This is a genomic window from Arthrobacter sp. PM3 (assembly GCF_003352915.1).
GTDB lineage: Bacteria > Actinomycetota > Actinomycetes > Actinomycetales > Micrococcaceae > Arthrobacter.
In genome coordinates this window covers 3,479,248-3,497,535 of the sequence record NZ_CP022314.1, presented here as the reverse complement: position 1 = coordinate 3,497,535, position 18,288 = coordinate 3,479,248, and the positions used below count along the sequence as shown (strand labels likewise).

At 66.4% G+C, this 18,288-nt stretch carries 24 protein-coding genes; 12 read left to right on the top strand and 12 right to left on the bottom strand.

Annotated elements, in window-relative coordinates:
- Positions 1 to 94 precede the first annotated feature (94 nt).
- Positions 95 to 679 (top strand): helix-turn-helix domain-containing protein, encoded by a 585-nt coding sequence (locus tag CFN17_RS15950; RefSeq protein WP_208748717.1) that lies wholly within the window; start codon positions 95 to 97, stop codon positions 677 to 679.
- Positions 680 to 703: 24 nt separating this feature from the next.
- Here the strand turns inward: CFN17_RS15950 and CFN17_RS15945 are convergent, their stop codons facing one another.
- Positions 704 to 1,006 (bottom strand): hypothetical protein, encoded by a 303-nt coding sequence (locus CFN17_RS15945; RefSeq protein ID WP_208748716.1) that lies wholly within the window; start codon positions 1,004 to 1,006, stop codon positions 704 to 706.
- A gap of 234 nt (positions 1,007 to 1,240) precedes the next feature.
- On the opposite strand from CFN17_RS15945, the gene CFN17_RS15940 reads away from it, so the two are divergent.
- Complete coding sequence (locus CFN17_RS15940) at positions 1,241 to 1,471, top strand: hypothetical protein (protein WP_208748715.1); 231 nt, start codon at positions 1,241 to 1,243, stop codon at positions 1,469 to 1,471.
- Between the two features lie 79 nt (positions 1,472 to 1,550).
- Here the strand turns inward: CFN17_RS15940 and CFN17_RS15935 are convergent, their stop codons facing one another.
- Positions 1,551 to 2,261 carry a bacterial transcriptional activator domain-containing protein gene (locus CFN17_RS15935; protein WP_208748714.1) on the bottom strand — a complete coding sequence of 237 codons (711 nt, stop codon included), beginning with the start codon at positions 2,259 to 2,261 and terminating at the stop codon, positions 1,551 to 1,553.
- A 186-nt stretch (positions 2,262 to 2,447) separates the two neighbouring features.
- Between CFN17_RS15935 and CFN17_RS15930 the strand changes: the two genes are divergently transcribed.
- Both CFN17_RS15930 and CFN17_RS15925 read left to right on the top strand, forming a co-directional pair.
- Positions 2,448 to 3,524: a M4 family metallopeptidase gene (locus CFN17_RS15930; protein WP_208748713.1), complete on the top strand. Its 1,077-nt coding sequence runs from the start codon at positions 2,448 to 2,450 to the stop codon at positions 3,522 to 3,524.
- Positions 3,521 to 3,832 carry a protealysin inhibitor emfourin gene (locus tag CFN17_RS15925; protein WP_208748712.1) on the top strand — a complete coding sequence of 104 codons (312 nt, stop codon included), beginning with the start codon at positions 3,521 to 3,523 and terminating at the stop codon, positions 3,830 to 3,832. The genes CFN17_RS15930 and CFN17_RS15925 overlap by 4 nt, the downstream gene beginning before the upstream one ends.
- Before the next feature lie 16 nt (positions 3,833 to 3,848).
- Here the strand turns inward: CFN17_RS15925 and CFN17_RS15920 are convergent, their stop codons facing one another.
- Positions 3,849 to 4,256: a histidine phosphatase family protein gene (locus CFN17_RS15920; RefSeq protein WP_208748711.1), complete on the bottom strand. Its 408-nt coding sequence runs from the start codon at positions 4,254 to 4,256 to the stop codon at positions 3,849 to 3,851.
- A gap of 195 nt (positions 4,257 to 4,451) precedes the next feature.
- Here CFN17_RS15920 and CFN17_RS15915 point away from each other — a divergent pair, with 195 nt between their 5' ends.
- Both CFN17_RS15915 and CFN17_RS15910 read left to right on the top strand, forming a co-directional pair.
- Complete coding sequence (locus CFN17_RS15915; protein ID WP_222612640.1) at positions 4,452 to 5,663, top strand: M43 family zinc metalloprotease; 1,212 nt, start codon at positions 4,452 to 4,454, stop codon at positions 5,661 to 5,663.
- 36 nt (positions 5,664 to 5,699) lie between these two features.
- The gene (locus CFN17_RS15910; protein WP_208748710.1) at positions 5,700 to 6,014 is read left to right on the top strand and encodes a hypothetical protein; all 315 of its coding nucleotides are present in this window, start codon (positions 5,700 to 5,702) and stop codon (positions 6,012 to 6,014) included.
- Positions 6,015 to 6,052: 38 nt separating this feature from the next.
- Here CFN17_RS15910 and CFN17_RS15905 read toward each other — a convergent pair whose 3' ends face one another.
- The 3 genes from CFN17_RS15905 to CFN17_RS15895 all read right to left on the bottom strand — a co-directional run bounded on the left by CFN17_RS15905 (position 6,053) and on the right by CFN17_RS15895 (position 8,255).
- Entirely contained in the window at positions 6,053 to 7,516 is a 1,464-nt protein-coding gene (locus CFN17_RS15905; protein ID WP_208748709.1) for a YdiU family protein, read from the bottom strand.
- Positions 7,517 to 7,556: 40 nt separating this feature from the next.
- On the bottom strand, positions 7,557 to 7,823 hold the full coding sequence (locus CFN17_RS15900) for a DUF1876 domain-containing protein (protein ID WP_208748708.1): 267 nt from the start codon (positions 7,821 to 7,823) through the stop codon (positions 7,557 to 7,559).
- 108 nt (positions 7,824 to 7,931) lie between these two features.
- Positions 7,932 to 8,255 carry a hypothetical protein gene (locus CFN17_RS15895; protein WP_208748707.1) on the bottom strand — a complete coding sequence of 108 codons (324 nt, stop codon included), beginning with the start codon at positions 8,253 to 8,255 and terminating at the stop codon, positions 7,932 to 7,934.
- 81 nt (positions 8,256 to 8,336) lie between these two features.
- Between CFN17_RS15895 and CFN17_RS15890 the strand changes: the two genes are divergently transcribed.
- The gene (locus CFN17_RS15890) at positions 8,337 to 8,912 is read left to right on the top strand and encodes an HhH-GPD-type base excision DNA repair protein (protein ID WP_208748706.1); all 576 of its coding nucleotides are present in this window, start codon (positions 8,337 to 8,339) and stop codon (positions 8,910 to 8,912) included.
- Positions 8,913 to 8,914: 2 nt separating this feature from the next.
- Entirely contained in the window at positions 8,915 to 9,697 is a 783-nt protein-coding gene (locus CFN17_RS15885; RefSeq protein ID WP_208748705.1) for an isocitrate lyase/phosphoenolpyruvate mutase family protein, read from the top strand.
- On the opposite strand, the gene CFN17_RS15880 is transcribed toward CFN17_RS15885, so the two are convergent.
- A complete protein-coding gene (locus CFN17_RS15880) occupies positions 9,682 to 10,272 on the bottom strand; it encodes a dihydrofolate reductase family protein (RefSeq protein ID WP_208748704.1) in 591 nt (196 codons plus the stop codon). The genes CFN17_RS15885 and CFN17_RS15880 overlap by 16 nt on opposite strands.
- 138 nt (positions 10,273 to 10,410) lie before the next feature.
- Here CFN17_RS15880 and CFN17_RS15875 point away from each other — a divergent pair, with 138 nt between their 5' ends.
- Positions 10,411 to 11,223 (top strand): MBL fold metallo-hydrolase, encoded by an 813-nt coding sequence (locus CFN17_RS15875; protein WP_208748703.1) that lies wholly within the window; start codon positions 10,411 to 10,413, stop codon positions 11,221 to 11,223.
- A 16-nt stretch (positions 11,224 to 11,239) separates the two neighbouring features.
- Here the strand turns inward: CFN17_RS15875 and CFN17_RS15870 are convergent, their stop codons facing one another.
- The gene (locus CFN17_RS15870) at positions 11,240 to 11,992 is read right to left on the bottom strand and encodes a lytic transglycosylase domain-containing protein (protein WP_208748702.1); all 753 of its coding nucleotides are present in this window, start codon (positions 11,990 to 11,992) and stop codon (positions 11,240 to 11,242) included.
- A gap of 149 nt (positions 11,993 to 12,141) precedes the next feature.
- On the opposite strand from CFN17_RS15870, the gene CFN17_RS15865 reads away from it, so the two are divergent.
- Both CFN17_RS15865 and CFN17_RS15860 read left to right on the top strand, forming a co-directional pair.
- Positions 12,142 to 12,672 carry a PadR family transcriptional regulator gene (locus tag CFN17_RS15865; RefSeq protein WP_208748701.1) on the top strand — a complete coding sequence of 177 codons (531 nt, stop codon included), beginning with the start codon at positions 12,142 to 12,144 and terminating at the stop codon, positions 12,670 to 12,672.
- A gap of 3 nt (positions 12,673 to 12,675) precedes the next feature.
- Entirely contained in the window at positions 12,676 to 14,388 is a 1,713-nt protein-coding gene (locus tag CFN17_RS15860; protein ID WP_208748700.1) for an AarF/ABC1/UbiB kinase family protein, read from the top strand.
- 353 nt (positions 14,389 to 14,741) lie between these two features.
- On the opposite strand, the gene CFN17_RS15855 is transcribed toward CFN17_RS15860, so the two are convergent.
- Positions 14,742 to 15,137, bottom strand: coding sequence for a hypothetical protein (locus tag CFN17_RS15855; RefSeq protein ID WP_261792225.1), 396 nt, complete (start codon positions 15,135 to 15,137; stop codon positions 14,742 to 14,744).
- Positions 15,138 to 15,456: 319 nt separating this feature from the next.
- On the opposite strand from CFN17_RS15855, the gene CFN17_RS15850 reads away from it, so the two are divergent.
- Positions 15,457 to 16,728: an amidohydrolase gene (locus tag CFN17_RS15850; protein WP_208748698.1), complete on the top strand. Its 1,272-nt coding sequence runs from the start codon at positions 15,457 to 15,459 to the stop codon at positions 16,726 to 16,728.
- 16 nt (positions 16,729 to 16,744) lie between these two features.
- Here the strand turns inward: CFN17_RS15850 and CFN17_RS15845 are convergent, their stop codons facing one another.
- The 3 genes from CFN17_RS15845 to CFN17_RS15835 all read right to left on the bottom strand — a co-directional run bounded on the left by CFN17_RS15845 (position 16,745) and on the right by CFN17_RS15835 (position 18,154).
- Entirely contained in the window at positions 16,745 to 17,047 is a 303-nt protein-coding gene (locus tag CFN17_RS15845; RefSeq protein ID WP_261792224.1) for a hypothetical protein, read from the bottom strand.
- The gene (locus CFN17_RS15840) at positions 17,044 to 17,193 is read right to left on the bottom strand and encodes a hypothetical protein (RefSeq protein ID WP_208748697.1); all 150 of its coding nucleotides are present in this window, start codon (positions 17,191 to 17,193) and stop codon (positions 17,044 to 17,046) included. Before CFN17_RS15840 ends, CFN17_RS15845 begins: the two co-directional genes overlap by 4 nt.
- 79 nt (positions 17,194 to 17,272) lie before the next feature.
- Positions 17,273 to 18,154, bottom strand: a complete 882-nt coding sequence (locus tag CFN17_RS15835; RefSeq protein ID WP_208748696.1) for a helix-turn-helix transcriptional regulator — start codon at positions 18,152 to 18,154, stop codon at positions 17,273 to 17,275.
- Positions 18,155 to 18,288 lie beyond the last annotated feature (134 nt).

Below are 18,288 nucleotides of genomic sequence, written 5' to 3'. Positions count from 1 at the left end.
TTGATCGCCGCCAGGGTCATCCAGCAGCTCTACAAGCGTCCAACGGCCAGGCGACTTCTGGCAAAGTAGTTTGCTGGTATGGCAAAGTAGGGATATGGCTAATGAACTCGACGACGTCCTGGGGGCGGTCGGCCCCCGGCTTCGGGCGCTCCGTACGGAAAGGGACCTGACGCTCGGAGAGGTGTCCGTAGCGTCCGGGGTATCGGTCAGCACCCTGTCCCGCCTTGAATCCGGCCAACGCAAACCGAACCTCGAGATCCTGCTGCCTCTGGCGCGGTTATACGGCGTTCCCCTCGATGATCTGGTCGGCGCTCCGTCCACCGGGGATCCGAGAATTCACCTCCGTCCCATCACCCACAGCGGCATGACGGCGGTTCCCCTCACACGCCGCCCCGGCGGATTGCAGGCCTTCAAGATGGTGCTCGCCGGAGATGCCCGCGGCGCGGAACCCGACCCGCGGGTTCACGAAGGGTACGAATGGCTGTACATACTCAACGGACGGCTGCGCCTGGTGCTCGGCGACAAGGACTTTGAACTTCGTCCTGGCGAAGCAGCGGAATTCGACACGCACACACCCCACTGGTTCGCCAGCGCCGACGGCAGGCCTGTCGAGTTCATCAGCCTCTTTGGACAGCAGGGCGAGCGGATGCACGTACGGGCGCGGCCCAAACGCCCTTAGTGCCGCGACTCCCCCGCACCGGTCCTAAGGGGCGGGCACGTTCTCGATAGAGACCGTCTCGATGATTCTGGTGGAAGGCTCACCGACCAGCGCCGGCGCTGTGACGCCGGTCTTCCAGGTGTCGTTCTGCAGCCTGCCCAGGAAGTCCACAGCGGCGGCCTGTGTTTCGAAGTCCATTTCCAGCATCACGTAGTCTTGCTGGCCAAGCGGACGCGAGATCCGGTATGACTTCACGCCGGACGCGGCACGGTTCAGCGGATCACTGTCGAAGGCCCTCCTCCACATGTCGAAGTCCCGGACCTGGTGTTCGATCTGCAGAGTAATCACTGAGGTTCTCCTGTCGGCCGTTGTACAAGCCCAACTGTAGGCCCGGAAGGCCCCGCCAAGTAAGGCACACAACGGACACGATTTTCCGACCGCTCGATGTACTGCTCTTGACAGTTTGGCCGATGCAGAAAATCCCGAGATTCGTCTGAGAGACTGCGCGGAACCAAGCTGCGGGAGTTGGTGAACCACATTGAGGGAGTCGCTTCATTGCCGGATCGGGAGGAGCTGATCGTTATGGGCAGGACAACGCCGGACGGGTCCGTGGGCTCGGAAGACTCGAACGGGACGCTGCCCCAGGCAACCTTGGTTATTCGGGTCTGGCGGGAGCGGGACCACCCGGATGCATTCCGCTCAAGGATCATCGAAGGATCGTCGGACGGTGACGAATCCACCACCACCTATGCCCGAAGCCGGGAGGAAGTCGTCGCGGCGGTGAACCGCTGGCTCGGCAACCTGCCTGATTAGCAACCTGCATGGCTCCGCCCGGCGACAGCCGTGCCCTTGAAAAGCTGACCACCGTGCCGTCAAAAAAGCACAGTCGCCCTCACACAACGTCAGCGACGAGGCGCCGGATGCCCTCCGACGGCGCAAGACCCATGTCCTCGCTCAGCTTCGCTCTATAAGTTTCGAAGGCCCGCAGCGCCGCAGCATTGTTGCCCTGAAGCCTTTGCGCCTGAATGAGCAGCCCAACAGCACTTTCATAGAGCGGTTCAAGTTCCAGGGCTGCCTCCGAGGCCTCGAGGGCAACCTCAAAGTCGCAGCGAGCCAGCGACTCGCGGGCAATGATGTGGAACGCGTGGAGCCGGTCCTGCCGCAATCTGCTCTGTTCAAAAAGCACCCAGTCGTCATACCAGCCCGGGAGCAGTTCGGCATCGCGCAGCAGGTTCAGGGACGAGGCAACGTTTGTCCCGGGTAGCCCTGCCTGGCCAAGATCCCGCATGCAGGACCTGACCCTGTGCAAGTCGACGTCGACCAGCTCGCTGAGGGAAAGCTCGGCGCCCCCGTTCACCAATAGACCCGGAACCTGTCGTGAGACCAGGTGCATGCTCACCCGCAGGCTTTCCATGGCGCGGCTTTCGGCACTCTCCGGCCACAGGAGCCCGACCAGGTAGCTTCGGGGACGGGGGCCGTGGATGGCCAAAGCTGTGATGAGCCGCTGTTGCCGCGCTGCAACGTGCAGAATGCACGAGTCACTGCGAAGTTTCCACGACTGGAACAAGCTCAGTTGAAAATGGCAAAAGTCGCCGCTTCCCATTGGTACCCCCCGGGCCAGCGTCACTGCGAGCTGGAACAGTCCTAGCCAAGAGGATCCGCATTTCGGCTGGGGATGTCAATGGCCCGTCGCGTGCACGCCCCCGACCCGGGAGTAACGCTGCCGTAACGCTTGCGGCGTTAGCCTGCGGTCGCACTTCGATACGCCGACCTCCATGGAAGGAACATCATGACCGGAATTCCCAGGGCCTGTTGCCACATAGCCCCTCCCGACCTGCTGGGCCGGCTTGCCATCGAGGGTAAGCCCAAACAGCGGGAAGCCGCAGTACGTGCGCTGGCCACGTCAGCGGCGATCCGCTCGCAACGGGCGGTGATGGGCCGGTTCGCCCGTCAGCTCAGCCTGGACGGCGGACGCTTGGCCGGACTGGGCATCAGGACCGAACGCCGCCAAACGGTCTACGACAACCAGAAGAAGGGGAGGTCGTTCCTGCCCGGTGTCCGGGCCCGCGGCTGGACGGAACCGCCCGTAGAAGATGTTGCGGTCAACGAGGCCTACGACGGCAGCGCGGCGACATACGAGTTCTACCGCGATGTCTTTCACCGGAATTCCCTGGATGGAGCCGGCATGGAGCTCGTATCCTCGGTCCACTACGGGGTGGCGTTCGATAACGCTTTCTGGGACGGCGCGCAGATGGTCTACGGCGACGGCAGCGGACGGATCTTCCAGGTCGGCGGCCTGACCCGGGCTCTTGATGTCATCGCCCACGAACTCACCCACGGGGTCACCGAATTCACCGCGGGGCTTGTCTACAGCAAACAGCCCGGAGCCCTCAACGAACACTTCTCCGACGTGGTGGGTTCGCTCGTCAAGCAGTACAGCCTGAAACAGGCGGCGGCAGAAGCGGACTGGCTGATCGGCGAGGGGATCCTTGTCCCCGCACTGGGCAAGGCGCTACGCTCGATGAGCCAGCCGGGCACGGCCTACGAGGGAGACCGGCAGCCGGCCCACATGGACAATTACGTCGACCTCCCCGATGACAACGACCCGCGCAACGACAACGGAGGCGTGCACATCAACTCGGGAATACCGAACCACGCGTTCTACCTGGCGGCCACGGCGCTTGGTGGCAACGCATGGGACGTCGCCGGCAAGATCTGGTTCACGGCCCTGACCACGCGCCTGGGACCCAGCACCCAATTCGATGAGGCGGCGCAGGCCACGGTCGACGTCGCCGGGTCGCTTTTCGGTGACGCCGAGCAGAAGGCGGTCAGGACGGCGTGGGAAGGAGTCGGGGTTCTACCGTGAAGCTAACAATCCGCAGGGGCGGCGGCATCGCGGGCATTGTCGCGCGCACTGAACTCGACACGAGCGACCTCCCCCCGCCCGCGGCGGAAACATTTGCCGCATACATGGATCAGTCGGGACTGCGGGCACCAGGGGAACCCCCTGCCGCTGAGCGGCGACCTGATGACCAGCTCTACGACCTCTCCTGGGAGGAGTCCGGACACACCGGCAGCCGCCGCTTTTCAGAGTCGAACCTGCCCGAGGGCGTCCGTCAGCTCGTCGCGTGGGTGGACGGGCGGCCCGAGCGCACCGAATCCATCGAGCGCTAGCACCGGCCACGCCTGACTACCCGTAGCGAAGAGTGCAGAGGCTGCCGTTTACCAAGACAACCAGCCGGTCGAACTCCGTGGCAGCGATGGGCGTCATCGGCGGGCCGCCCAGCCGCACGACGACGTCGGGCAGCGTGTTGGTGTGTCCGACCACCAGCGCCGTCCCGGCGTTCCCCAACTGGCGGATCGCGGCGGCAATCGACGCCGTGTCGTCCTGGACCACTGCCTGCAGCCCAAGGTCCCCAGCAAGCGGTTGGGCGGTCGCTTGCGTCCGCTGGAGCGAACTCACGAAGATCGCCGTGACCCCGGCGTCGCTCAACACGTGCCGCAACTGCTGTGCGCGGGTGGCGCCGGAGGCATTGAGCGGAGGGTCCGCTCCGCCGTCGGGCGTCACATCCGCGTGCCTGATCAGGATCACCACCACGCTGATACCCGCTTCCTCCTCGGCAACTCCACCAGAGACTGGAGAATCTAGCCCCTGCCGCGTTATCGCGGCGTTACAGCCCGGAACGGAACCGAGGACTCGTTGAGGCTGGTAACACCGGAGTAACGCCAGAGGCAGAGACTCAGCCCGAGAAGGGCAGCATCCTGCCCGAGCCCAGGTGAAGGAGAAGTTACGATGCCCGAGATCATCCAGCTCAACCTCACAAGCCCCCATATCCGTGAACTGTGCGGCACCATGGAAGTGCACCGCCGGCTGCTGAACAGGAGCATCACCTACCAGGAACGCCGTGCCCTGATCGACAACCGGGCGCTGGCATATGAGCAGCGGACGCGCAGCACTGCGCGCAGCGGCGTGGTCACCATTCCGGTCGTCGTCCACGTGGTGCACAACCCGGCTGACCCAACCCAGAACATCAGCCTCAGCCAGATCCAGGGCCAAATAGCAGTCCTCAACCAGGATTTCCGGGCCGCCAACCCCGACGTAGCGCAGGTGCCGGCCGTATGGACTAACCGGGTGGCCGACTGCAGGGTCCAGTTCCAGCTCGCGTCCCAGGACCCGGCCGGAAATCCCACCGACGGCATCACCCGGACGCCGTCAACAGTCGCGTCCTTCTCCACTGAACACGACGACGTCAAGTCCAGCGCCACTGGCGGGGCGGACCCCTGGCCCAGCGACGACTACCTCAACCTCTGGGTGTGCAATCAACTCAAAGACGGGATCGGGCGGGTGATCCTCGGATATGCCCAGTTCCCTGGCGGCCCGCCGACCACCGACGGCGTCGTGATCGCGGGCTTCTGCTTCGGCACGGGTGGAACGGCGCAGCCGCCTTTCGATCTCGGCAGGACGGCGACTCACGAGATCGGCCACTGGCTGGACCTGCGGCACATTTGGGGCGACGACCGCGGCACCTGCAGCGGAAGCGACCTGGTCGCCGACACGCCCAACCAGGCAGACGCCACGTTCGGCAAGCCGCAGTTCCCGCAAATCAGCTGCAATAACGGACCTAACGGCAACATGTTCATGAACTACATGGACTACACCGATGACGCGGCCATGTTCATGTTCACCCGGGGCCAGTCCAGGCGGATCGACGCATGCCTCGAGGGCGCCCGGGCGTCGTTCCTGACCGCACCAGGGTTCGCGCTGCCTGCCGCCCAGCCCGCACCGGCTCCCGCGACTGCCGCCGCCCCGGCAACGGCGGCTCCCCCGGCTGCGGGTCCCCCGGATCAGGCAGAGACCGAGGCAGGGGAACCGGTGGACAGTGAGGTAGTCCGGCTGCGGCAGGAAGTGGAGCGGCTCCGCCGGGACTACGAACGGGCTGAGGCGATCCTGGACACCATCCGGGCCGCGCTCGAAGGTGACGAGGCCAGCCCGGCCGGTGGATGATGGGATGATGACGGCATCCACCGGGAGGGCGCAGCAGTGAGCGGGCCCCCGCCGGAGATTATTGGCATCTGGCTGCACTCCCACGAGGACGACACGGCCTCGACGATGGTGTTCCGGCCGCGCCACTACGCCTTCGGGCCCGCTCGGTGGCGGGACGCGATTGAACTGCAGGCGGACGGCACCTGCACCTGGCACGGCAGCGGCCCGGATGACCGCGGGCTGGCCGTTCCGGGCCGCTGGGAGGACCTGGGCGACGGGCGGGCGCAAATCACGCTCCCCACGGCTGCCGGCGAACCCTCCCGCCGCCGGGTTCAGTCGTGGACACCTGAGATGCTGGTTGTGGAGAAGTAGGGCCACCCGCTGCGCCGTGCCCCACCGGATGCAGCGACTTAGGTTCCGCAGAAGGTCCGGTACGGGCCGAAGCTTTCCGGGGCGGGGGCGGCGTACCGCTCGAGACCCGGCCGCTCGTCGAAGGGTGCGGCGAGTGCGTCCATCAACCGCTCCAGCGGGCCCGTGTTTCCGCCGGTGGCGGCGGCCAGGGCCTCCTCCACCAGGTGGTTTCGCGGGATGTAGACGGGGTTGACCCGGTCCATGGCGTCAGCATCCGGCGCCAGGGCACGCCAGCGGCGTACCCAGGCATCGAACCGTGCCGGGTCCAGGACCTGACCGCGGGCTGCTTCAGCCTGGCCGCGGGCAGCTGTGCCGAGGTGCCGGAAGAACGACGTGTAGTCCGCCCGTGATTCCTGAAGCAGAGTCATGAGTTCGTCCACCAGTGGCGACGTCAGTTCGGCGTCGAGTCCTTGTCGAAGCCCCAGCTTGGCGTTCATGCCGGCCGACCAGGCGTCACTGTACTGCGGGCGGAATCCGCTGAGGGCTTCCACCGCGAGGTCCACCGCCTGCTCCTGGTCATCGTGCAGTAGAGGCAGGACGGACTCGGCGAGCCGGGCAAGGTTCCACTCCGCCACCACCGGCTGGTTGCGGTAGGAGTAGCGTCCGGACTCGTCGATCGAGCTGTAAACGACGGCGGGGTCGAAGCCGTCCATGAAGGCACACGGCCCGTAGTCGATGGTTTCGCCCGAGATCGTCATGTTGTCGGTGTTCATGACGCCGTGCACGAATCCCACGAGCATCCACCGGGCGAGCAGGGTCGCCTGGGCGGATACGACCGCCTGGAACAGCGCGAGATAACGGTTCCCGGCCCCGGCGGCAGCCCGGTGGTGGCGGGCTATTGCGTAGTCGGCGAGGCGGCGAAGCAGTCCGGTGTCATCGGCGGAGCGGGCGTACTGGAAGCTGCCCACGCGCAAGTGGCTGCCGGCAACCCGGGTGAGGACGGCGCCGGGCAGCAGCGCCTCACGCTGCACCGGGCGCCCCGTCGCGACGACGGCGAGGGACCGCGTGGTGGGGATGTTCAGGGCGTGCATCGATTCGCTCACGATGTACTCGCGCAACATGGGACCGACCACCGCCTGACCGTCGCCGTTTCGCGCAAACGGTGTACGTCCGGAGCCCTTGAGGTGGATGTCGCGGAGCTGCCCGTCCGCGTGCGCGATCTCGCCAAGCAGAAGGGCACGCCCGTCCCCGAGACGGGGCGCGTACCAGCCAAACTGGTGGCCCGCGTAGGCCTGCGCCACCGGGCTGGCCTCGGCCGGGACGGCGTTGCCGGTCAGCAGAAGCAGACCTTCGGGGCTTCGGAGAAAGACCGGATCCAGGCCCAGCTCGGCGGCGAGGTCCTCGTTCAGCACCAGCAGGTGCGGATCAGGCGCCTCCTGCGCGCGCCAAGGGATGGCCATCTCTTTGAACTCCCGGGCGAAACGGCCATCCAGTGTGACGCTTGAATGCGCGATGTCACTCACCTATCAAGCATAGGCGGACACACTCAGCAGTGCGGCCCGGCTAAGGCCGCAGATGCGCAGGCTCCTTGGTGATCTTTTCAATGTCGGCCGCGGTGACTTCGATCAGCTGGTGCGCCAGGTCCGCCAGGGCGCGTGCAGTCGCCAGTTCGTCCCCGATCTCCGGGACGTCGGAGTCCACCGGATTCAGCCTGGCCAGGCCGCTGCCTTCCAACTCGGCCCGGTTCCCGGCACTCAGTCGCGCCACGGCCCGCGTTTGATTCTCATGTTCGTCGATGACGATGTTCACCGACCAGCTTTTTTCTTGCATGGCGATCGCCTCCTCGATCCAATTTCCACCATGCCAAGCTCGCCGGGAGGCGTCAAGGACCGAAAAATTGCCCCTGTGACTTGCCTTGTTCAGGGCAGGAACGGTCTCTTATTTGCTGAGGTCCCAGTGGACGCGGATCGCCTCTGCAATCGGTCCGGCGCTGGCATCGACACGGAAGGCGACAGGCGCGGTCCCCGTCTCTTCTATGACCGTGTCATGGTAGACGCGGCCGCATGAGGGGCACAGGGTGTAGAGATCCTCGTCCTCGGGCCACGGAGCCAGCCCCGCGGGCACGGGAGAACTCCGGCCCAGGTGCACGGGCACGCCCTGGGAGTTGGCCTGTATCAATCCCTCGTTGCCGACGGTATTGCCGCATACGCAGGTGATGGTGGTGACGTCATGATCCACGACGTCGGCGAATTCGTTGTCCATGATGAGCTCCCTGGCATTGGAAGATACCCTTCTGTCGTAGATTACGCCCGCGGAGCCCGGTGCAGGTGGCAGGATGGGCGCATGGAACTGCATATCACCGGCGACCCCGCCGCCGACAAACTGCTCAGCGATGACGCCTTCGCGCTGCTCACCGGCATGTTGCTCGACCAGCAGGTGACCATGGAGTCGGCGTTTTCGGGGCCGGAAAAGATCAGGTCGCGTCTGGGATCCATGGACCCTGCCGCGATCGCTGGCTGCGATCCCGCCGGGTTCGTGGAAATTTTCAGGCAAAGCCCGGCGGTCCACCGCTACCCCAGCTCCATGGCCGGACGCGTTCAAGCCTTGGCGGAGACCATCCAGCGGGAGTGGAATGGGGACGCAACGGCCATCTGGACGCAGGATGCCCCGGACGGCAGGGAAGTGCTCCGCAGGCTAAAGGGGTTGCCCGGCTTCGGCGAGCAGAAGTCGAAGATTTTCCTGGCCCTCCTCGGCAAGCAGTGCGGACTCCAGGCTGAAGGCTGGCGGGAGGCTGCCGGCCCGTACGGCCAGGACGGCGCGTACCTTTCCGTGGCCGACATTGTGGACCCGGAGTCGCTGGGAAAGGTGCGTGCCAGCAAGCAGGCTGCCAAGAAGGCCGCCAAAGCCGCGAAGGGATGAGCATGGCCACTTTTCGGGAACTTCACCACACCAGGGAGCCACTCCTGCTGCCCAATGCGTGGGACGTCGGATCCGCGTTGGCTTTTGCGGCGGCGGGATTCCCGGCCGTCGGCACCACCAGCTTCGGCATTGCAGCAAGCGCCGGACTGCCCGACGGCGGCCGGTCCAGCCAGGCCGCAACCGCCGCGCTGGTGGCGCAGCTGCGCCGGCTGCCGGTCCACCTCACGGTGGACATCGAGGACGGCTACTCCGATGACCCAGACGAAGTTGCAGAACATGTGGCCGAACTGGCCAACCTGGGCGTGGCCGGGATCAACCTGGAGGACAGCACGGCCGGGCACCTGGTCGATCCATCAGCCTTTGCCGGCAAGGTTGCCGCCGTCAAGCGGCGCTGCCCGGAGATCTTCATCAACGCCCGGGTGGACAACATATGGTTCGGCGAACAAGCCACCGTCGATGCCGTCCTGCTCCGTGCGGGCGTCTACGCCGACGCCGGAGCCGACGGGATCTTTGTCCCCGGACTTGTGGTTCCGGAGGACATCCGGAGGATCACCGCCGGCATCGGGCTGCCGGTCAACGTGCTGGCGCATCCGTCATTGACCGTTGCCGAGCTGGGTGAGCTGGGGGTCCGGCGGGTCAGTTCCGGCTCGCTGCCGTACCGCGCGGCCGTTGACGCGGCGGTGAACGTGGCCACTGCCCTGCGGGACGGCAAGCAGGTGCCCGGCGCGACGCCGTACTGGGAGATGCAATCGCGGCTCGTGGAATTCAGTCAGCGCACTACCTGATACCGGACGTGCGTGACCAGGCGCGTGCCGCCCACTTCCGTCGGCACAAGCTTGAGGTTCGCGACGCCGTCGAGCAGCCGCTCACCCGCTCCCAGGACCACGGGCGCGATGTGGAGCCGGAGCTCGTCAACCAGCCCCGCCGACAGGTATTGGCGGGCGGTCTGCGCCCCGCCGGCGATCGCCACGTCCTTGCTGCCGGCGGCCTCGCGCGCCTGCGCCAGCGCCGATTCGATGCCATCGCTCACGAAGTTGAACGTGGTGCCTCCCTGCATCAGCAGGGGCCGGCGCGGGCTATGGGTGAGAACGAATACGGGCGCGTGATAGGGCGGTTCCTCACCCCACCATCCCCGCCATTCCTCAGCCCACGCCCCGGGACCGGCGAACATGTTGCGTCCCATGATGTAGGCGCCCGCCGCGAGGATGCCCGCTCGCTCGGCTGCATTGGCTTCGGGCTCTTCGAACTGCCACCTGTGCAAGTTCTTTCCGCCCGCGCCCAAGGGCTCCTCCAGGCTTTGGTTCGGACCGGCGACGAATCCGTCGAGGGAGATGGTCAGATCGCACGTGACTCGGCTCATGCGCCCATCATGCCACCATTGGGTGCCCCCGGGTCCCGGCTTGGTACTCCCGTCTGCCATAGTCTGGGAGTGCCGGCCTGCAGCCGACCATGAAAGACACAGGCGAGCAGGACACAAGAGGGTGAGAGGGGGCCGACCATGCTGATCTGCGCAACCTGCGGCGTCGAACGCGACGAACCCGTCCCGGAAGTCTGTCCGATCTGCTGCGACGAGCGGCAGTACGTGCCCGCAGACGGCCAGCAGTGGCTCACCCTGGAGGGGCTGGCGCAGCAGGGGCACCGGGCCTTGCTGCAGGAGAACGAACCGGGACTTATCGGGATCACGACTGCGCCGAAAGTGGGGATCGGCCAGACGGCGCAGCTTGTGGTGACGGGCGAGGGTTCGCTGCTCTGGGACCCGGTCGGATACGTCGATGACAGCGCTGTGACGGCAGTCCTCGAGCGAGGCCCGGTCCTGGCCATCGCCGCCAGTCACCCGCACATGTTTGGCGTGCAGGTCGAGTGGTCGCGTCGGCTGGGCGGTGTCCCTGTCCTTGTGGCCGAGGCAGACCGGACATGGCTGGGACGCAACGATCCGGCCATCGACTACTGGTCCGGCAGTCGGACTATCGCCGAAGGGCTGACACTGCACCAGACCGGGGGGCACTTTCCGGGCAGCGCGGTGGCCCACTGGGTTCCAGGAGCGGCCGGCAACGGAGTGCTGTTGACAGGTGACAGCGTCTTTCCGAATCCAGACCGCCGTTCCATCGCCTTCATGCGCAGCTACCCGAACCGTTTGCCGCTATCCGGCGCGGTGGCGCTGCGGATCGCCAGGCAGCTGGGTGAGCTGGAGTTCGATCGGATCTACGGCAACTTCAATAATGTCATCGCGTCCGGAGCCAGGGCCGTTCTGCACGATTCCGCCCAGCGCCACGCGGCATGGACGCGAGGGGACTTCGACCACTTGACCTAGCCGCCTCCATCCGAGGTTACCCGGCGGTGCCCGCCTTCGCGGCGTAGGCGGTCGCCTGGGCCCGCACCTGTCGAATGTAGGGGTCGGACTGGTTGTAGGAGTAGATGGCGTCGGTCCAGCCCTGCGCGGTCGTGAGGTCGCGGCCGTGGCCGCACAGATATGTCGCCGCGCTGAGGGCGGCGTCGTCGATATTGAACGGGTCGGCTACGCCGTCCCCGTTTCCGTCCCGCCCCGCAAGTTGCCAGGTGGAGGGAATGAACTGCATGGGTCCGACGGCGTGGTCCCAGCGGGCGTCGCCGTCCAGGGCACCGGCGTCGGTATCCGCGATGGCGGCGAACCCGGCGCCGTTGAGGCTGGGGCCCACAATGGGGCCGCTCGCCTGCCCCGCCGTATTGAGGCTGCCGCCACCGTACGTGCCGTGCCCTGATTCGACGAAGCCGACGGCCGCCACTGTATTCCAGCCAATCCCGCAGGCCGGAGCGGACTCGTTGGCCGTGACGGCCGCAGCAACGTAGGCCCGGAGGGCGCGGGCGGGGATTCCGGTCTCCGCGGCAGCACCGATCAGCCACTGGGCATCCGGGCTCGGGGTGACGTTCACGGCACTGGTGATGCCGGCGGACAGCATTTCAAGCTTCGCCCCCGCCTGTGGCGGCGCGGAAAGGACACCGTGGGTGTCTGCGCCGGGCTGCCGGATGACCCAGAACGAGAATGCGGTGATGGCACAAACCGCGAACAGGGTGAAAACCACAAGGCGTTTTAGACGGAGCACTGACCAATCAAACCACCCAACTTCGGTGACCGGGTGACGAAACGGTGATCAGCGGCTGAAGGAGGCCGGCGGCCCGCCAGACTGCTGGTTTTTTTCGTATATCGGTACGTATCGTTGAGTATCGTTCGCGATTCGATAAGGAGAGCAACATGCGTAATTCATACCCGGCCGGCGGATTTGGCGGTCCCAACATCGACGGCATGTGGCAGGCCCTTGAGGACCTGCGGTCCCGGTTTGAAAAGCGCTCGGGCACCCGCGCCGGGCGGGGCGAAGTGCGGTCCGCCGTGCTGGCCCTGCTCGCGGAGCGTCCGATGCACGGCTACCAGATCATCCGGGAGATCGAGGAGCGAAGCAATGGCAGCTGGAAGCCGAGCGCCGGGTCCGTCTACCCGACACTTCAACTGCTCGCCGATGAGGGCATCATCCTTGCCGAGGAATCCAACGGCCGCAAGATCTACTCGCTGACCGAGGCGGGCAGGGAGGAGGTCGCGCAGGCCGATGAGCCGGCACCGTGGGACGCGACGGGCACCGGATTCGCGGCACTGCCCAAGGCCGGAATCGAGCTCGCGCAGGCCGCGTCCCAGGTCGGTCGCACGGGAACACCGGAGCAGGTCCAGCAAGCCGTGGCGGTGCTGAACGACGCACGCCGTCGGCTGTATTCGATCCTCGCCCAGGACTGAGGGGTGACGTCGGACCGTCGGAGCCGGGCGGACCCGGTACCCGGCGCCGGGGACGCCCGCGCCCGGTACCGACGCATCCTGCGTTTCGCGGCATGGCACCTTGCCAGGACCTGGTGGTTTGAGCTGTTCCTCCCCCGCATCGGATTGGGCAGGATTGCCGAGCGCAACCGGGCCAAAAGGATGCTGGGGTTCGCGCAGCGCTTCCGCACGCTCGCAGTGGATCTGGGCGGCCTGATGATCAAGGTCGGTCAGTTCCTGTCATCCAGGCTCGATGTGCTCCCGCCGGAGATCACCAAGGAACTTGAGGGGTTGCAGGACGAGGTTCCACCCGTCGCGTTCCCGGCCATCCGGGCACTTGCCGAGGCGGAGCTGGGTGCGCCGCTGGAGAAGATTTTCTCCTTTGTCGAGGAGACGCCGATCGCCGCCGCGTCCCTCGGGCAGGCGCACCGCGCCCAACTGCTTCCCGCCAACGCTGCCGACGCCGGACTCGGCAGCGTGGTGTTGAAGGTGCAACGTCCCGGCATCGACGCAATTGTCGACGTCGACCTGGCGGCACTGCGCAAAGTGGGCGGCTGGCTCAGCCGCTTCCGTGTGGTGTCCAGCCGAGCGGACATGCCCGCCCTGGTCGAGGAGTTTGCGCAAACCAGCCTTGAGGAGATCGATTACCTTCGTGAGGCCGCGAATGCAGAGCGGTTCGCGGCTGACTTCGCCGACGACCGCCGGGTGGAGGTGCCCGAGGTCGCGTGGGAGTGGAGTACCCGCCGCGTACTGATCCTCGAAGACGTGACGGCAATCAAGATTACGGACGCGGAGGCCCTTCAGGCGGCGGGCATCGATCCCACGCGGGTGGCCCCGGTTTTCGCCTCGGTCATGTTCGAGCAATTGTTCACTAGCGGTTTCTTCCATGCCGATCCGCACCCCGGCAACATCTTCGTCACCCCGGTTACCGACTCAGCCGGCGGGCGCCCGTGGAAGCTGACGTTTATCGACTTCGGCATGATGGGCGAGGTGCCGCCCAGCACCCGCCGCGGCCTGCGGAAGCTGCTGATCGCGGCCGCCGCCCGTGACGGCAAGGGTCTGGTGAGCGCGATCAGCGACGTGGGTGTGCTGGCGCCGTCGGCGGACAGGGCCGAACTCGAGCGGGCGATGACGCACCTGTTCGCCCGGTTTGGCGGGATGGGCTTCGCCGAGCTTCGCGAGGTCGACCCACGCGAGTTCGTTGATTTTGCGGTGGAGTTCGGGGATCTGGTTCGCTCACTGCCGTTCCAGCTGCCGGAGAATTTCCTGCTCATCATCCGCGCGATGTCCCTGACCTCGGGGGTGTGCAGCGCACTGGATGCCCGGTTCAATCTGTGGGACGCGATCGAGCCCTATGCGGCGCGGCTGCTGCGCGACGAGCGTGGCAACATTGTGCAGGACGCGGCCCAGCAGGCGCTCGACACCGCCGGGGTCGCGCTGCGCCTGCCAAAACGCCTGGACCGGCTCGTGACCCGAATCGAAGACGGTTCATTGGCCACGGCCAATCCGCGCCTGGAACGCCAGATGGCACGGCTGGACCGCACAGTGCAGCGGGCGGGCTCGGCGCTCATATTTGGCGCCCTGCTCGTCGCAGGTTCCCTGGTCCGGGCGGATGACCCGGTGCTCGGCAGCGTGCTGATGATCGCATCGGTGGCTCCGCTGCTGCATGCACTGTGGGCCGGCCGCCGCGGCCCCTGAGCGCTGCGGGCGGGAATAGACCCCCTCCGAATTTTGTTGACGATTCAACAAACCTGGAAGACCCATCGCGGAGTCGCTGACCGCCGGCGCGCCTGGCCGGGCTTCGGGTCTTCGTTGCCCAGGGCGATCAGGACAGGGTGATCCCAGCCGAGCTCCTGGAGCGCACATGGGCCTATCTGCTGACGGATTCTGCGGCGACGTCCCGCGCCCGTCGGGACCAAGGCGGGCACGCGATCACCGGCGAGACGCTGCGCGAACTCGGCGACTTGATTTGGCAAACCGCATCGCCAGGAGCCGAGTAAGCCGTTACCGAGGATCCTCCGGCGGGTAGTACCCGCCGGAGGATCCCGGGCTTAGCACTTGGCCCCTGTCTGGAGGTCGCTGACCGCGGCCTGGACGTTGGCTGCCTCGTCCCGCAGCGAAGTAAGCGCCTGGCTCAAGGTGGCATCGTTCGGAACAGCCCTGACGGCCCGGTCGAACTTGTCCTCGGCAGCTTGGACGGCGTTCATTTCGTCCTTGACGACGTCCTGGCCCGCTTTCACGAGGTCGTTGTACGACTTCGCGACCTGATCCCGCGCCGAATCGATCTGCCCCACCGTGGCCCCCGGCTTAAGGGTTTGCTTGAAATTGGTCAGGGATGCGGCAAAGGCGCTGGCAGCAGCACAGGCCTGCGAAACATTCTTTTCCGCTCTGTTGCTGCTGACGGTGTTATTGGGGGTGAGAGAGCCGCAGCCCGTGAGCAGCGCCATGGCTGCAGCGGCTGCGACTGATCCTGCAAAAATCCGATGTGGTCTCGACATTGGGGGCCCCTTTCCGACATGGATGCGGCAGGCGGCCCTGCCACGGGCGAGTACCCTCATTCTCGTCCCGCACCGTAGCGTGGACCTCATCCGGGGAAGGTGAAACGTGCAGGGGGCCGACTAGCCGACGGGTGCCACCACCGGGGCGCCGATACCTCCGGCCACCTGAGTGAAGAGCCCTGCTCCCCGTCGGCGTGCCGGTCTATGCTGGGTTCTGTCAGTTGCGCCCGGCTGGCCCGGGCGCCGGGACTCCGGGAGCGTGACACGCATGAACAGTCCTGAAACCGTCCTGGCGGCCCTCGAGTCCGAGCTCGGCTGGGTCCGGGAAACCTACACCGAGTTGCACCGGCACCCCGAATTGAGCCTCGAAGAGCATCGAACTTCCTACCGCGTCGAGGAGAAACTCACCGCCTTCGGCTATTCGGTAACCAGGATCGGCGGCACCGGCGTCGTCGGCGTCTTTGAGAACGGAGAAGGCCCCACTGTGCTGGCCCGTGCCGACATGGACGCGCTTCCGGTCACCGAGGCCACCGGGGTGCCCTATTCCTCGACCATAGACGGCGTCATGCATGCGTGCGGGCACGACGTTCACGTCAGCACGCTGCTCGGAGCCGCCAAGCTGATGGCGGACGGCCGCGATGCCTGGTCCGGCACCTACATCGCCCTGTTTCAGCCGGCCGAAGAGGTCGGTGCCGGGTCCAGGGCTATGCTCGACGACGGTCTCGTCGCCAAAGTGCCACGACCCGACGTCGCGCTCGCCCAGCACGTCATGCCGTTCGCTGCGGGAACACTGGCCACCGCGGCCGGGCCGGTCCTCTCGGCCGGGGACTCGCTCAAGGTCACGGTGTACGGGAAAGGCGCGCACGGCTCGATGCCTCACATGGCCGTGGACCCCGTGGTGCTGGCCGCCTCGATCGTGCTCAGGCTGCAGTCGATCGTCTCGCGCGAGACGAAGCCCGGCGACTTCGCCGTCGTCACCGTAGGAGCGCTCAACGCGGGAACGAAATCGAACATCATCCCGGACAGCGCCACGCTCCTGCTGAACATCCGCACGTACGACAACCAGGTCCGGGCCGGCGTGCTCGCCGCGATTGAGCGGATCGTCAAGGGCGAGTGCACCACGGCCGGATCACCCCGGGAACCTGAGTTCGAGTACTACGATCAGTTCCCCCTGACGAGCAACGACGGGGCCGTGACAGCACGGGTGCGGGCTGCCTTTACCGCCCGCTTCGGGGCAGACGCGGTGCACGCCGCCGAGCGGCAGACCGCGTCCGAGGACTTCAGCCGCATTCCGGACGCCTTCGGTATTCCCTACACATTCTGGCTCCTCGGCGGCGTGGACCCCGACACCTACCGGGCCGCGGCCGTGAAGGGAACAGTCGCCCGGGATATCCCGGCGAACCACTCCCCGTTTTTCGCCCCCGTGATCGACCCGACCCTGTCCATAGGCGTCCAGGCCCACGTCGTTGCCGCACTGTCTTGCCTCTCCGTGCCGGACGAACGGCCCGTCGGGCGCCCGGAAGTCCCGGCCACACCATGACCAAGGGTAGTTGTGGTCAGTGTGCGGCGTTGAAGACGTCGGGGCCGAAGCTGTTCAGTCCCCGCGCACCGGCGTAGCCGAGGCGGGGCAGCGCGAAGATGTCTTCGATGGTCGCCAGAAGGCTGTAGTAGGAAAGGTTCGGCGTCGTCGCGGCCGCCCCCAGGTCACGGACGAGTTGGGTGAAGTCCACGACATTGCGCTGGCACTCCGGAGACGACGTTTTTGCCTCGAAGTAAACGAAGGGGTTGTGGCGGGTGGCGTCCTGGTCGCCCGGCGAAGCGGTGCCGCGCCCAAACGGTGCCGTAGCCCTTGTTCTCAAGGTTGATGACGAATACGTGCCCCGGCCTCCCCGCGCCACGCCATCCTCAGGTAGACCGGCAGGGTCTCGTCGAGGACCCGGATGAACCGCACGTGCGGGTCGGTGACGTTCTCGGCAACCGAGGACACCGTCAGGGAGCATCCCACTTCGGCTCCGACCAGCGCCAGTAGGGGCGCGCCTGCGGGCCCCGTGTTCCAATGTGAAACAGTCGCCTGGCCGGTGACGTCAGGCCGGGTTGTCCGCGGTGAGCTCCTCGGCCTGCTCCGTCGCCGCCCAGCTTGCGAGCAGCCGCAGGGATTCCGCGGACGCCGAACCGGGTTGCGCGGGATATACCGTCAGGGTGAGGCCGGGGTCCTCGGCGAGCTGCAGTGCTTCAAACTGCAGTTCAAGGTCTCCTACGACGGGGTGGTGGAAGTGCTTATTGCCGGAGTAATGCCTGCGCACATTGTGGGCGGCCCAGCGGACACGGAATTCCTCGCTGCGCAGGGACAGCTCTCCGACCAGGTCAGCGAGGCCCTTGTCATAGGGGTTGCGTCCTGACTCGGTGCGCAGGAGCGCGACGTTGTTGTTGGCCGCGAGGTTCCAGTCGGGGTAGAAGTCACGGGCGCGGGGATTGAGAAAAATGAACCGCGCGTAATTGACCGGCCGCACCGGGTCCGTCAACATCGGGGCGTACAGGGCGTAGCCGAGCCGGTTCGCTGCGAGCAGGTCCATGCGCCCGTTACGGATGAACGCGGGGGCGCCGATGATGGCGTCCAGCATGGCCTGCACGCTGGGGCGGATACGCTGCTTCGGAGCCTTGACCTGCCGGGTCCGGGCTGAGGCGTTGGTGGCCCGGGCGAGGTCGAAGAGGTGGTCCCGTTCGGCGTCGTCGAGCTGCAGTCCCCGGGCCAGTGCGTCAAGAACGCCCTCGGACACGCCGGCGAGGTTCCCGCGCTCGAGGCGCGTGTAGTAGTCCACGCTGACGCCGGCGAGCATGGCCGCCTCCTCGCGCCGCAGACCCGGCACGCGGCGGATGGCGCCGTAAACGGTGAGCCCGGCCTTTTCCGGCGTGATTCTTGCACGGCGCGAGGACAGGAACTCGCGCACCTCCATCCGATTGTCCATGCTGTCCACGCTACACAGGCGGCCGCACTCGTGGGAGGTACTGCCAGAACCAGTAAAGGCAGGGCACTGCCTGATCCCGGCCGGGGACGGTTGCATGGATGTACCACCGACAGCGCGATGCGGGATTTGCACAC

Coding starts and splice junctions, on each gene's coding strand:
- CFN17_RS15950 (WP_208748717.1), top strand. CDS start 95: ATGGCTAATGAACTCGACGACGTCCTGGGGGCGGTCGGCCCCCGGCTT.
- CFN17_RS15940 (WP_208748715.1), top strand. CDS start 1,241: ATGGGCAGGACAACGCCGGACGGGTCCGTGGGCTCGGAAGACTCGAAC.
- CFN17_RS15935 (WP_208748714.1), bottom strand. CDS start 2,261: ATGGGAAGCGGCGACTTTTGCCATTTTCAACTGAGCTTGTTCCAGTCG.
- CFN17_RS15930 (WP_208748713.1), top strand. CDS start 2,448: ATGACCGGAATTCCCAGGGCCTGTTGCCACATAGCCCCTCCCGACCTG.
- CFN17_RS15915 (WP_222612640.1), top strand. CDS start 4,452: ATGCCCGAGATCATCCAGCTCAACCTCACAAGCCCCCATATCCGTGAA.
- CFN17_RS15900 (WP_208748708.1), bottom strand. CDS start 7,823: ATGCAAGAAAAAAGCTGGTCGGTGAACATCGTCATCGACGAACATGAG.
- CFN17_RS15895 (WP_208748707.1), bottom strand. CDS start 8,255: ATGGACAACGAATTCGCCGACGTCGTGGATCATGACGTCACCACCATC.
- CFN17_RS15890 (WP_208748706.1), top strand. CDS start 8,337: ATGGAACTGCATATCACCGGCGACCCCGCCGCCGACAAACTGCTCAGC.
- CFN17_RS15885 (WP_208748705.1), top strand. CDS start 8,915: ATGGCCACTTTTCGGGAACTTCACCACACCAGGGAGCCACTCCTGCTG.
- CFN17_RS15880 (WP_208748704.1), bottom strand. CDS start 10,272: ATGAGCCGAGTCACGTGCGATCTGACCATCTCCCTCGACGGATTCGTC.
- CFN17_RS15875 (WP_208748703.1), top strand. CDS start 10,411: ATGCTGATCTGCGCAACCTGCGGCGTCGAACGCGACGAACCCGTCCCG.
- CFN17_RS15865 (WP_208748701.1), top strand. CDS start 12,142: ATGCGTAATTCATACCCGGCCGGCGGATTTGGCGGTCCCAACATCGAC.
- CFN17_RS15855 (WP_261792225.1), bottom strand. CDS start 15,137: ATGGCGCTGCTCACGGGCTGCGGCTCTCTCACCCCCAATAACACCGTC.
- CFN17_RS15850 (WP_208748698.1), top strand. CDS start 15,457: ATGAACAGTCCTGAAACCGTCCTGGCGGCCCTCGAGTCCGAGCTCGGC.
- CFN17_RS15835 (WP_208748696.1), bottom strand. CDS start 18,154: ATGGACAATCGGATGGAGGTGCGCGAGTTCCTGTCCTCGCGCCGTGCA.